This is a genomic window from Niastella koreensis GR20-10 (assembly GCF_000246855.1).
In the GTDB taxonomy this organism is placed as follows: Bacteria; Bacteroidota; Bacteroidia; order Chitinophagales; family Chitinophagaceae; genus Niastella; species Niastella koreensis.
In genome coordinates this window covers 238930-252516 of record NC_016609.1, presented here as the reverse complement: position 1 = coordinate 252516, position 13587 = coordinate 238930, and the positions used below count along the sequence as shown (strand labels likewise).

General features: G+C 43.1%; 11 protein-coding genes. 6 read left to right on the top strand and 5 right to left on the bottom strand.

Going from position 1 to position 13587, the window contains the following annotated elements; all coding sequences use genetic code 11:
- The first annotated feature begins 31 nt into the window (after positions 1 to 31).
- Positions 32 to 1105, top strand: a complete 1074-nt coding sequence (locus NIAKO_RS01020) for a PorP/SprF family type IX secretion system membrane protein (RefSeq protein ID WP_014216520.1) — start codon at positions 32 to 34, stop codon at positions 1103 to 1105.
- Between the two features lie 517 nt (positions 1106 to 1622).
- On the opposite strand, the gene NIAKO_RS01015 is transcribed toward NIAKO_RS01020, so the two are convergent.
- Together NIAKO_RS01015 and NIAKO_RS01010 are read right to left on the bottom strand one after the other, a co-directional pair.
- The gene (locus NIAKO_RS01015; protein ID WP_014216519.1) at positions 1623 to 1844 is read right to left on the bottom strand and encodes a hypothetical protein; all 222 of its coding nucleotides are present in this window, start codon (positions 1842 to 1844) and stop codon (positions 1623 to 1625) included.
- Between the two features lie 143 nt (positions 1845 to 1987).
- Entirely contained in the window at positions 1988 to 2815 is an 828-nt protein-coding gene (locus NIAKO_RS01010; RefSeq protein ID WP_014216518.1) for an MOSC domain-containing protein, read from the bottom strand.
- A 338-nt stretch (positions 2816 to 3153) separates the two neighbouring features.
- On the opposite strand from NIAKO_RS01010, the gene NIAKO_RS01005 reads away from it, so the two are divergent.
- The 5 genes from NIAKO_RS01005 (at position 3154) to NIAKO_RS00985 (ending at position 11607) form a co-directional block, all read left to right on the top strand.
- Positions 3154 to 3963: an MBL fold metallo-hydrolase gene (locus tag NIAKO_RS01005; RefSeq protein WP_014216517.1), complete on the top strand. Its 810-nt coding sequence runs from the start codon at positions 3154 to 3156 to the stop codon at positions 3961 to 3963.
- 339 nt (positions 3964 to 4302) lie between these two features.
- Positions 4303 to 4947 (top strand): RNA polymerase sigma-70 factor, encoded by a 645-nt coding sequence (locus NIAKO_RS01000; RefSeq protein WP_014216516.1) that lies wholly within the window; start codon positions 4303 to 4305, stop codon positions 4945 to 4947.
- Between the two features lie 144 nt (positions 4948 to 5091).
- Positions 5092 to 6363, top strand: a complete 1272-nt coding sequence (locus tag NIAKO_RS00995; RefSeq protein WP_014216515.1) for a FecR family protein — start codon at positions 5092 to 5094, stop codon at positions 6361 to 6363.
- A gap of 433 nt (positions 6364 to 6796) precedes the next feature.
- Positions 6797 to 10219: a SusC/RagA family TonB-linked outer membrane protein gene (locus NIAKO_RS00990; RefSeq protein WP_049815449.1), complete on the top strand. Its 3423-nt coding sequence runs from the start codon at positions 6797 to 6799 to the stop codon at positions 10217 to 10219.
- Positions 10220 to 10236: 17 nt separating this feature from the next.
- A complete protein-coding gene (locus NIAKO_RS00985) occupies positions 10237 to 11607 on the top strand; it encodes a RagB/SusD family nutrient uptake outer membrane protein (protein ID WP_014216513.1) in 1371 nt (456 codons plus the stop codon).
- 81 nt (positions 11608 to 11688) lie between these two features.
- On the opposite strand, the gene NIAKO_RS00980 is transcribed toward NIAKO_RS00985, so the two are convergent.
- From NIAKO_RS00980 to NIAKO_RS00970, 3 genes are all read right to left on the bottom strand, one after another.
- Positions 11689 to 11946, bottom strand: a complete 258-nt coding sequence (locus tag NIAKO_RS00980) for a DUF6520 family protein (RefSeq protein ID WP_014216512.1) — start codon at positions 11944 to 11946, stop codon at positions 11689 to 11691.
- 149 nt (positions 11947 to 12095) lie between these two features.
- Positions 12096 to 12536 (bottom strand): MauE/DoxX family redox-associated membrane protein, encoded by a 441-nt coding sequence (locus NIAKO_RS00975; protein WP_014216511.1) that lies wholly within the window; start codon positions 12534 to 12536, stop codon positions 12096 to 12098.
- Positions 12537 to 13143: 607 nt separating this feature from the next.
- A complete protein-coding gene (locus NIAKO_RS00970) occupies positions 13144 to 13410 on the bottom strand; it encodes a DUF6520 family protein (protein ID WP_014216510.1) in 267 nt (88 codons plus the stop codon).
- Positions 13411 to 13587 lie beyond the last annotated feature (177 nt).

The window sequence follows — 13587 nt, the reverse complement described above, 5'->3', positions numbered from 1 at the left end:
GGGGAGGCCCGACTAACAATATCTTATTATAATGATAAAACATCTACTTATAACATTAACAACAATCGCAGCCCTAAGCTCCGCCCGGGCGCAGGACCCGGTTTTTTCACAGCCGTTTTTGTCGCCGGTATATTTGAACCCCGCGGCAACGGGAGCCGGTGAGTATGATCTTCGGTTCAGCGCAATGTATCGCCGCCAATGGTGGAGCATTCCGTCGCAAATTTCTTACAGCGCAGTATCAGTTGATAAATACCTGCCCTCGTTGCATGGTGGATTTGGTTTGCTGGGCACCCACTCTACCGAAGGCTATTTAAAAAAGACCGGTATTTATGGCTCGTACTCTTATACTATTTGTTCCGGTACTTTATCGCCTGCTGAAAATGGGGATGAACCGCACTGGTTCGCCAGCGGTGGAATACAATTTGGAATGGTGCAGCGCCGCATCGACTACAGCAAACTGGTATTTGCCGATCAGCTGAGTGCAGATGGAATAATTCCCGGCAGTGTAACCTCGGCCGACAAAGCCGTGAACAGCGGCAAATGGTATCCCGATTTTGCGGCGGGTTTGTTCTTCAATTATAACTGGAATGATAATAACCGTTTATTGCTGGGTGGTAGTGCGCATCACGTAAACCGGCCCGACGAGTCGCTCACCAATTCGGCCGATTCGTTCCGCAGCCAGTTGCCCGTTCGCTGGTCGGGCAACGCGATGTACACCTATACCAACAGCGATCAAACCTGGTCATATAGTCTGGCCGGGATTTATTATGCCCAGGCAAAACAAAATTCATTTCAGGTAGGCGGTGAAATAACCCAAAACGAATACGACATTAGTTTAGGGGTGTGGTATCGCGGAAGTATCAATTTCCAGCATTACGATGCCTTTACAGTAACACTTTCCATAAACCTGGCCGGCCATAGCGGTGATGGGTATAAAGTACGCGCCGGCGTTGCCCATGATGCTCCCATTGGGCAGAACCGGTATTCTTACACAACCGGCAGCTCCGAACTGGGTTTTGTGTGGGACCAAAGCACCTACAACCAGGACGCCAACAATGCGTGTAAACCACGCATTAATAGCAAAAGCGCCTGCCCGATCCAATAGACAATTGACAATTGACAAGGATTTACCCAAATCACATCAATCCCAGTTCAGACATTGCAAAGACTTCTTCGGAACTCCTTCGCAAATGCTCTTAGCCAGCGCTTAGGTTTCTTCGCAAATTTGCGAAGAACTTGCGAAGGATTTGGGAAGACGGGTAAGCTGAGTCTTTGCGCAGTCCCGAAGGAGAGCAGGGAGCAAACCGGCGCCAACCTGTAGTGGGATGGTAGGAACATGCCCTGGGTATTGTCTAAGTATTGTCTAAGTATTGCCTGGGTATTGCCTGGATACTCTAGTCCCCTAGAGCATACCTTGAGTATATCCAGAGAGTTTCCAGGGAATGTTCAGAGTATATTACTACAATACCACTACCATCCGACTACAATGCAATGCGGATATGTGGCCGTATCCCACTCGTCTCATTAATCTTTTTGGAACATAGAAAGGTGGTAGAAACGGTAGTATAGTTCATTCCTATCTTAAACATCTCATTCATCTCATAAATCCCAGTTCAGACAAATTATAAAGGATCGTAATCCTTTGCTTTGAATTTGTAGTCGTTGAACATGGGGAGCGGTTCTGTTACAAACAACTTTTTGGAAGTTTTGACGGGAGTCGTTTCTTTTTCGGGAGCGATGGTGCGGGTTTCGTTAATTACTTCTTCATTCTTGTAAACCATTCTCAGCGTTGTAGATTCAATAGTGGCCGGTAAGGTACTGAGTTGATCATTATTCCTTTTCATGAGATGTGCATTTAGTAAGTTATCAGGGGCTTATATAGTATAAAAAGCAGACCACCCCTTTCTCAACTATACATCTCGATTTTGCAGGCACAATGTTGCAATTTTTCCTCACGTGTAGAAACAAGAATACAACACACGACTTATTAATCAGGTATTAGTTCTACAGTTCCTTTTTCCTGAATGGTAATGGTGTTGCCAACGGTGATCTCTCCACGGCCTTTAAATAGCACGTTCTGGCCAAAAAGGATCTTATTGTTTTTCTTACGATAAGTACTGAGCGTAGTGAGCGGCTCTTTTGCTTTTGCGCCCGACTGTTGATCGATAGTAGTCATAACACAACGGGCGCAGGGTTTCACACAAAAGAATGTGATGCCATTGATCTCAAATTGTTTCATCGTGTCTTCGAGGAAAGCTGTTCCGCCGGTAAAAACTACATTTGGGCGGAACCGGTTCATTGGCAAGGGAGTGGTTAACCGGTTGTTAAGATCGTCTAATGACGCCTGACCAATCATCAGCAAAGGAAATCCATCAGAAAAACTGGTGATCTCTTTATTATGGGCATACCGGCCATCGACAAACCGGTTGGTGGTGTGGGGCATGTACATCAGTTTGCAGGAAATACCCAGCTGTTTGCTGAACCAGGCATCGGCGTCCTCGCTTACCTGTTGAGCACGGCAGCGATTGCTCCATACATCCACCATGGTAGTGCCGGGCACAGTGGGTTCAAAGGGCACCAGCAGTTCTTCACCTGCCACCTGGCTATTCCTTATCAGCAATCCCTGTTCTGTTAGCTGTGGTTTCAACAAAGCCATGGCAGTTACCTCACGCTGGGTAATAAACTGGTTGTTGTCGTCGACCAGCATCCATCTTCTGTCGTGTTCAAAACCGCGATCGGTTAACCTGGCGCTGTTCAGGGCGATGCCGCCTAATGATTTTATGGGGTAGATGTACAATTCACTTACAGTAAGCATACGCTAAGGTAAAATGTTGCCGATTTTAAATGGTAAATGCAGGTAAATAAAAATCCCGACGGTGACCGTCGGGACCCTGACATACTTGTCAGCAGATATTTTGATGGATCGATACCCCAGTTAGGCGATACTAACCGAAAGTGTCCATGAATGATCTGTAGATTTCATGAATACCTCCTTTTCTTTGGTGAATGGTAAATATACGTAAAAAACGTCAAAATTTTTGGTATTAACTTTGCATTACCAGAAAACCTGATATTATTTATCGCAGTGCGATCCGGTTCACGTTGGTTAAATGTCTGAAACACTATTGCAGTAAGTCTACGCAAACTTTTACTATGATTATTTCGCCTTCGGCAAAGAACATCTGCAACACCTGCGGTGTTCGGTACGGCACTTCTATTATTCCTACTATTTGTGAAATTTGTGCAGACGACCGGCAATACCTGGGTTTCAATGGCCAGGTGTGGACAAGTTACAACGAACTGGCTACCAAAAGCACCATCCGGTTTTCGCGCTTACTATCTACCATATACGATCTAAGAATATCACCATCCTTCGCCATTGCGCAAAAAGCCCACCTGATTCTCTCTTCTTCGGGCAATGTATTGTGGGATTGTTTACCGTTTATCGACGATCAAACCATTGCTTTTATCAGATCGCTGGGTGGCATCAGCGCCATTGCCATTTCGCATCCGCATTATTACAGCCTGATGCAGGATTGGGCCACGGCTTTTGACTGCCCTATTTACCTGCATGCCAGTGACCGGGAATGGATCAAAGACCCCGGTGGTTATATTGAATTATGGAATGGCACCACTAAAAAATTATGGGACAATATCAGCATTGTTCATGTGGCGGGGCATTTTCCCGGCAGTACCATTTTGCATTTACCCGACCATGGCCGGGCAGGTTGTTTATTAACCGGCGATAGTATTTACGTAGCACCCAGCCGCCGGCACATGTCCTTCATGTATAGTTATCCCAATCATATTCCCCTTCCCAAAAAAGACATCGAATTTATCTACGAACGGGTGCATCCCCTCCCCTTTGATGCCATGTACGGCGCTTTTGAATGGATGAATATTGCCGAGGGCGCCCGCACAATCTTCGAAAGATCGATCAGCCGCCACCTTTCCATTTATTAAGCCTGCCAGATTTTACCATTGGGTGACAGAATACCGTTTTTTCACCGGAAAAACAGGAGACTAGGGGAAACACTTAAGTCAATTTTTAATATATTTTTGTAAACTTGCAGCCCGCCGTTAGTTGCTTTAGGGATGGAGCAAATAATGCGCTTTTTCTGGTTCCACGACTGCCTTGATTTTAGCAACCTCCGTTAATTGAAACTGGATAGTTATTCCTGTACCATTAGCAATTTATTGATATTCATTAACCTTATCATTTATTGCCTTCGGTAAAACCGGGGTTGCCAGCCTATGTCGCTAATATTGGTGCCGATACAGACGATTATAAATTGAAACCAGATGAAGAAGAAAATTTTGGAAAAGGAGAATTGGCTCACAGCATTCAATCAAGGGAGTAGTAGCGCCTTTCGGATAATCTTCGAGAGCTACAACAAAATCCTTTTTACCTGCGCCATGCAATTGGTAAAGGATAAAGAGCAGGCTGAAGATATTGTTTCTGAAGCCTTTACTAAACTCTGGCAGCGCCATGATGTGTTTCAGACCGAAGAACACATAAAAGCATTCCTGTTTGTAGCTACCCGCAACGCCAGCCTCAATTACCTGCGGCATATACAAAGAAAAACAGCTTCGCAAAGCGAATTGTCGTATTTACAAAGAGATAAAGACGACCAGGATATTATTACAGACATGATTGAAGGCGAGTTATTGCGAAAGATCTATCCACTGATAGAGACCCTGCCCAGCAAATGCAAAACCATTTTCAAACTCATTTATTTTGAAGATGCCAGCACCGACGAGGTAGCGGAAAAACTACACATTACACCCCGAAATGTCTTAAACCAGAAAAGACGGGCCATTCAACTGCTAAAAAAGAAATTACTGGTGGCGGTTTTTGTAAGCCTTTGCATGAACGGGTCAATGACCTGTAAACCGAAAGCTGAGCGCATTGTCGAAAACATAACGGATTTTATATATATGCACTGATCCACAATCTTCCCGATTTATTTTTGTTGTTTTTTTTGTCAAAAACGTCCCTTCGTTGTTTTTATAATAGTAAGGGTTTAAAGGCTCAGAGAGCTTGATACTTCCATGTGAAAAAAGCCACTTTGAAGTTTTAAATACCATCATATGCAGGAAAAGGTAAATAGAATCACAAGTCTGATAGAGAAGTTCCTGGAGGAGAGGCTGAATCCGGAAGAGGAGATGGAACTTAATTCATGGCTGGCGGAAGCTGAGCATAATAATGCTTTTTTCAGGCAGATCACTGATAAAAATGAGCTGCGTGAAAAATTGAGACTATATGCGAGCGCGGATAGTGAAGCTATCTGGAAAAAAACGCTGCAAAAGATCGACGGCGGCGCCAAACTGATAGATCTCTATCCGGAAAAGAAAACAATTAAAATGCCGGTTGGCAAAATTGCAGCTGCAGCTGTAGCCATCCTGCTTATTTCATTTGGCGGCTGGTATTTCAGCAAACAAAGTACATCCAACCAAACAGCCAAAACTGATAAAAAGACTGACAGTGGCGTGAGCTCCAGGATCTTACCTGGCGGTAATAAAGCCACGCTGACCCTGGCCGATGGATCGGAGATCATCCTGAACGCTGTGCAGAACGGGAACCTGGCCAACCAGGGTCACATGCTGGTAACCAAGACTGATGGACGGTTAATATATAACAGGAAGCCGGATTCTGACGGATCTGCCAACGCTGAGAATTTGTATAACACAGTTACCACCCCAAGAGGGGGGGAATATAAGATCACTTTACCTGACGGAAGTAAAGTATGGTTAAATGCGGCTTCATCATTGCGTTTTCCTATAGCCTTCGCCGGGAACGAGCGAATTGTCGAGCTCACCGGCGAAGCTTATTTTGAAGTGAACCCGCAAATTCAACCCCAGTCAAAACAACAAAAAGGCCTGGTAACCAAAACGCCTTTCATTGTTAAAATAAACACCCCTGCCGGTAATAAGAATGAAGTGGAAGTGCTGGGAACACATTTTAACGTAATGGCCTACACTGATGAAGGGGCAATCAGAACAACCCTGGTAGAGGGGAAAGTAAAAGTAACCTCCGGTAATAATTACCAGACAATATTACCGGGCGAACAGGCCAAACTGAAATCGGGCAACATTTCCGTTCAAAATGTAGATGCTGAGGATGTAATTGGCTGGACTAACGGGTTTATCCCGGTTGGCGGTCGTGATCTTGAATATGTTATGCGGCAAATATCCCGCTGGTACGACATCAATGTAGAATACCAGGGAAAAAAGCCCGACGTGGTTTTTGATGGTAAACTGCCCCGGAAAGGGTCCATTGACGACATCATTAAATTGCTCAATCTCAATAATGTAAAGGCACACGTAAACGAAAGTTCAAGAACGATCATAGTTACATCATAGATCATACAATTAACGAAGAAGCACCTATTTATAGGGGTAAAAATAATTGCTCTCCCGTTAATCATTAAACCACATCTAACGCTGTTCTTCCATGGAAAGTTATGGACCGGCGTTGAGCTACAAGCTACCCTGCGACCATGAGCTCTACACTCGCTCATGGTTCGCAGTCAGGTGGCTTATTTTTTTTATATGTATGTCCCAATCTTCAACATGAAAGTGTAATTTTAGCCATCGGATATGGTAAGGAGTTACCCCTAAGGGGAAAACCTGTATTTAGTCAACTTTTTTCCAATTATGCGAAAATGCGGTTGACTATTTTTTATTTTTACACAACCTAAAGGTCTCAACGAAAAAGGGTATTCCTGACGGTATTTCACAGCTGGAGGAGGTTCTGATTATGAAACACATAACTGCATTTCTAATAATTGCTTGTGTGCTTACAAGTGTGCCCGCACTTGCGCAGATCACTTTCTCCAAAAAACACGTAACCATTACCGACTTACGCAAGGTGTTGGAAAAACAGGCAGGTTATACCATCTTCAACACCAATTCCATCTCCTCCCAATTAAAAGCGGTAAACATTAATCTTGTCAATGGGACCGTTGAGCAACTGCTCGATGAGTTTTTCAGGTACCAGAGCTGTACCTATACCATCATTGATAAAATAGTTACTGTTATTCCGCGGGGCCGGCAAAGTGTAATTGGTAAAAGAGTAGCCAATATTAAAGGCAAAATACTGAACGAGCAGGGCGAACCCATACCCGGCGCCACCATTACCATAAAAGGAAGCAACCAGCAAACAAGTACCGACGAAGGTGGGGAATTTAAAATAAACGGGGTTGATGAAATAGAATTGAACATCATTGTTACCAGCGTCAATTACGAACCGGAAGAAGTTAACTGGCAGGGCGAATCGGAATTGAACGTAAAGCTCAAGCAACACGTGAGCGAATTGAACAAGGTACAGGTGATGTCAACCGGTTACCAGCAAATTTCAAAAGATAAAACCCCTGGCTCCTTTGTAAAAATTGATAACGAATTACTCAACCGCCGCGTATCAACCAATGTGGTAGACAGGCTGGAAGGGATAACCAGCGGGCTGATCTTCAATAAGAACAATAATACTACTACCAATCAAACCAACATAGCCATCAGGGGCAGAAGCACCATTTATGCCAACGCCAATCCCCTGATCGTAGTTGATAATTTCCCCTATACCGGCGATATCAATAATATTAACCCCAACGATGTTGAAAGCATAACGGTTTTAAAAGATGCGGATGCGGCTTCTATCTGGGGCGCTTACTCTGGCAATGGCGTAATTGTAATTACTACTAAAAAAGGAAAGTATGGCCAGCCGCTAAAGCTTTCTGTAAACAGCAATATAACCATAGGTCAGAAACCCGATCTGTATGCCAAACCAATTTTAAACTCATCTGACTTTATAGATGTAGAGCACTCTTTATTCGATAGCGGATTCTATTTCAATCAGGAAGCAAATCTGCTTCGCCCTATACTGTCACCGGTAGTGGAAATACTCATCCAGGAAAGAGATAAAAAGATCACGCACGACGAGGCAGAACAACAGTTAAATGTATTGCGGGGCCAGGATACGCGGAAAGACCTGGAAAAATATTTTTACCGCACCAGCGCCAACCAGCAATATTCCGTAAGTGCCAGCGGAGGCAGCGCCAACAACAATTATTACCTGTCGCTGGGGTACGACAAGAACCTTAGCAACCTGGTAAGGAATGGTTACGACCGGTTAACTATCACCGCCAACAATTCCTTTTCGTGGCTAAAAAAGAGGCTGGAATTAAATACCGGTATTATTTATACGGAAGGGAAAGCCCGGAATAATAACATCGGCACATTGAACCCACCGTATCCTTACCTTAAACTCGTAGATGAAAATGGCAATGCAACAACGGTACCGGCAGACATCAGACAGTCGTATAAGGACGGCATAAGCAGAGATTCCATTGCCCGCACCTATCTTTTAGACTGGAACTACCGGCCCTATGATGAATTAAGACTTAGTAATAACACTTCAAAGACAACCGATTACCGGATCAATGCAGATGTGAAATACAACATCCTCAAAGGCCTGAATGCAACAGTGGTGTACCAGTATAATAAAGGATTTGTTGATGCGGAGAATTTTTACAGCAAGCAAACTTACTATACCCGGAATCTGATAAACCAGTTTACCGATGTTGACAGCCCGAGTATCCATCACATCCCAATAGGAGGAATTTTAGATCAGAATACTGTCGAATACGAGACCCACAATGTTCGTACGCAGTTAAATTATATTACCAACTGGTATAACCGCAATCATACAAAATATCACCAGATCACTGCACTGGCGGGCGCAGAAGCAAGAGGCACTAAAACATACTTTGACGGACTTCGCACCTATGGGTATAATGAAAGCCTGCCTAACCTTTCCCCGATCGACTATGAGAGTCAATTTCCTTTATACCAGTCACCTGCTACTAATAAAAAGATAACTTATCTGAACAGCAGCCGTTCGCAGGCGGATAATTTTGTTTCTTACTATCTGAACGCTAAATACATTTTTCAAAGACGATATATTTTATCTGCCAGCGCCCGCAAAGATGAATCGAACCTGTTTGGCGTAAAAACCAACCAAAAGGGCGTGCCGCTCTGGTCATTAGGCGCCAGTTGGGAATTGAGCCAGGAACATTTTTATACATTAGGCTGGCTGCCTTTTTTGAAATTGCGGATTACCGATGGCTATAAAGGCAATGTTGACAGAACCGTATCGGCCTTTACAACAGCAGGTATAGATGCGGCCAATCTTTACAACGTGTTATCTGCCTCTATCGATAACCCACCCAATCCCTCACTTCGCTGGGAAAAGAATCACATGATCAATTATGGGGTAGATTTTGCCACAAGAAAAAGCATAATAGAAGGCAGCCTGGAATATTATACCCGTAGAGGAATTGACCTGATAGGCAACAGTCCGCTTGACCCTACTACGGGCGTTACCCAATTCAGGGGCAATACAGCTGATATGAAGGGCAATGGCGTTGACATTATGCTCCGTACAAAAAACATCAACAAACAGTTTAAATGGACCAGCACCCTGTTGTTTAGTTATACCGCCGATAAGGTAACCGATTATAAGGTACAACAAAGTGCCGTATGGTATTATTGCGACCCGCAATACATAAGTCCGATAAAAGGCAAACCGCTGTATTCCATCTTCAGTTTAAAATGGATGGGGCTCGATCCCAAAAACGGAGACCCACAGGGTTACTTCAATAAGGCAACCAGTACTAATTACAGCGCCATCATTAACTCATCAGATCTTTCGGATCTTATCTACCGGGGCCCGGCCAACCCGGTTTATTTTGGAAGCCTGCGTAATAATTTCAGTTATAAACGGGTGGAGCTGTCATTTGCCATTACCTGGAAAATGGGCTATTATTTCAGAAGACCTTCCATAAATTATTATACGCTGTTCAATGGACCAGACCAGGGCCACCCGGATTATGAAAAACGATGGCAACAGCCAGGTGATGAAAATTTCACGTCTGTACCTTCCATGACCTGGAAAGAAAGCTTAAACAGAAGTAACTTTTATTCTTATTCGAATATCCTGGTTGAAAAAGGCGATCACATCAGGCTGCAGGATATTCAGCTAAGCTACCAGCTTAACAAAAGTGAGATCAGGTGGCTGCCGGTAAACCAGTTCAGGATCTATATGTATGCCAATAACCTGGGAGTTCTTTGGCGGGCCAATCAATATGGAATTGATCCGGATTATATTACAGGCGCAATTCCTCCCAGAACATTTGCCGCAGGTTTAAAAATCGATTTGTAACCAGCAATTCCTTTCCAATGAAAGTAAACATCATTTACCTGTTTTTACTGCTACTTTGCTGGAGCCTGATCAGCTGCAACAAAAAGGGCTTCCTGGATGAAAAACCCAATTCAAATGTAGTGGTTCCCACTACGCTGGAAGATTTTCAGCAACTGCTGGATAATGAGGCCATCCTGAGTTTAACACCAGCCCTGGGTGAACTATCGTCGGATAATTTCTATATTACAACCAACTACTGGCAACTGCTTGGTAAAAAAGAGAAGAATGCCTACATCTGGGCAGCAGATATTTATGAAGGGGAAGGAAAGTTGGCCGACTGGAATACGCCCTATGAACAGGTATTTTACGCCAATGTTGTGCTGGATGGATTGAAAAACGTTGACGTCACCGCCAACAATCAGCAGCAGTGGAATAACATGAAAGGCGCCGCGCTTTTTATCAGGGCATATGCCTTTTATAACCTGGCCCAGGTATTTGCCCTGCCCTATAAGGCGGAAACAGCCACCACAAACCTGGGCATTCCTTTAAAACTAACCCCTAATGTTGATGAAGTGGTAGTACGGAGCACCCTCGAAGAAACCTATAATCAAATAATAAATGATCTGCTGATTGCCAAGGACCTGGTACCAGATGCAGTAACCGTTTACCTTAACCGCCCAAACAAACCGGCTGCCAATGCCCTGCTGGCGCGGGTGTATTTAAGCATGCGTAATTATGAGCAGGCAGGTGTTTATGCCGATAATTGTTTAAAGCTTTACAACTCACTTATTGATTACAATACAAAGGATGCAGCTTCATCAAAACCATTCGAACGTACAAATGCGGAAACCATGTATCAAAGCAAGTTCAGCGAAACCAATGTGGTAAAAGCAATTTCCAATTGTATTGTTGATACGCTGCTTTACAGTCAGTATGCGGTAAACGACCTGCGGCGTTCACTATTTTTCACAATCAATTCCGCTGGCAGGGTCAATTTTAAAAACAGTTATAATGCAAGCATTTTTGGTTTTACCGGACTGGCTACCGACGAAATGTACCTGGTACGAGCAGAATGCCGGGCCCGGGCAAGTAACATTACCGGGGCATTGAACGACCTGAACACCCTGCTGGCAAGCAGATTTAAAACGGGTACTTTTATTCCTTACACCGTAATACCTGCCGATGCATTATTGGATACTATACTTGTTGAAAGAAGAAAGGAAATGCCGTTACGGGGCGTGCGCTGGACAGACATCAGGCGGCTGAACCTGGAAAAACCAACCATTGTACCAACAAGAATCATAAATAACCAACCGTATACATTGCAACCCAACAGCCCATTGTATGCGTTACCCATTCCGCCAGATGCCACATTGATGGGACATTACTTACAAAATGAGCGGGAATAGTTTAATGCAAATAAAAGCCAGTCATTAAAAAATGACTGGCCCTATTAGAATGATTTAAACAGAGCTTTAACTAACTAGCCATTACGGAATGTAATATCCACCTATGTGGCAAGGTGAATAGGAGTTTGGTTGACCAACCGGGTCGGGCTTATAATAAGTGCAGGTACCACCTGAAATAAAGCAATCATAATCTACACCATATTCTCCAATTGCTACATACATGCTTCCGTTCCAAATGTACTGTACTGAATTTTCGCATTGTTCGCAATGAGTAGCGAATGCACCACCTACGCCGGCGAACATTGCAAGTGCGACAAATACCACTTTAATTTTGTTCATTAATAGTCCTTTTTCTAATGGTTAACTGCCTACTCTGTTATGCAGGTTTTCGGCTTCGCCTGTCCCCCGTTATGCATGCACACACCTACTCCGGAATAAATGCGGCAGCAATAAAAACAGGAAAAAGTTTATATATCTGTGAAGTGTATTTATGCACCCACCGTACGTACTTCATGTTGGGCATCCCGCTTTTTAAGCCAGATACCCAATAATGAGATAGCAACAAAAAACAGATTAAAGAAAAGATGTTGAGGCCAGGTGAGTTTCTTTATCACGCCACCACAGGAACAGGGAACATACCTAAACGCATGTAATAAGACAGTTACGGTGTAAATCGTAAACGCCATCATCAGAACAAAGGATGCATACAAGGCAGGCACTCTGGTTTTCTCAAATATCAATCCCATGGCAATCAATACTTCAGCAACCGGGATTATGACTACCAGGTAAGGTGTCATCCAGTTAGGAAACGGCTGGTTATTCATATCGCCAATAAATGTTTTAAATGCCAGCCATTTGCTTACACTGGCATACAAAAAAAGCAATATCAATAAGGAAGATATTATTTCAATAATAATCTTTCTTTTCATAATATGAAAGGGTATTAAGGGCGCAAGAGTTATTGACGAATGGAAGCATCCAAAAATTCACAGGTTCCTGCTATACGTTAGATGTAGATTAGAATAAGGCGTTCAGGGGGGATAAGGTAGATAGGTAGAATTGAGGGCGATGGTAGAACTAAAGTTATATACTAAAAGACTATGTTCAAAGATTTATATCAGTTATTTTTAGATTATTTAAGTCACTACACATTGTTCCTAACTATTGCAAAAAATATTCCTGCATATACAAAGTGAATAAAAAATTCTTGCACAAAAGAAAAACTGGTTCAGTGAATTATATCCATTAGATATTTTTATAGTTCGTCTTACATACCCGATAAAACCAGTTCATTTCCAGCCATCAAACTACATAAAAAAACGGGTCAACTGAATCAGCCTGTTTTTTTTAATAAATAATTCATCATAAGTTATTAATATAAAAATCTTACTTAATAAAGGCAAAACAGGTTATACATCAATGATAGGCTTAATCATTTAAAAACAAGAAGCAAAATCCCGCTATGCGATTGACCGATACAACATGTAATGGTTTACCTGTACCCGTTAATAGATGTTTTCGGTTATGCCTGTTGTATTATTTATTTACCGGAACGTATTTGCCTTTGTGATGTGGCGAATATTCATGGGGCCGGGCAACCGGATCTGGCTGGTAATACGTACATACACCAGTAGAATCGTGGCATTTATAGTCGGTACCATATTCACCAACAGGGGTGTAGGAATTATTGACGGGAATATATTGAGGCTGGTCATTGTCTTGCATGTACAGGCTGGTAGCGATAGCGCCGCCTATGGCAATGGTAATGGCGGTAATATTCAAAATAAGCTTGATCCTTTTCATACCCAGGTGTTTAATGGTTAACAGTAACTCTCCGCAGTGCGGCAGTCATTTGCATGTATACAATACCAGTAAATAACGATTATCCGAATACCTTATGTATTCAAACATGCGTATTATCTAATCTGCCTGCATGAATTAATACTTGCAAGAAGCTGTACAGTTGGAGAGTCACGTTGA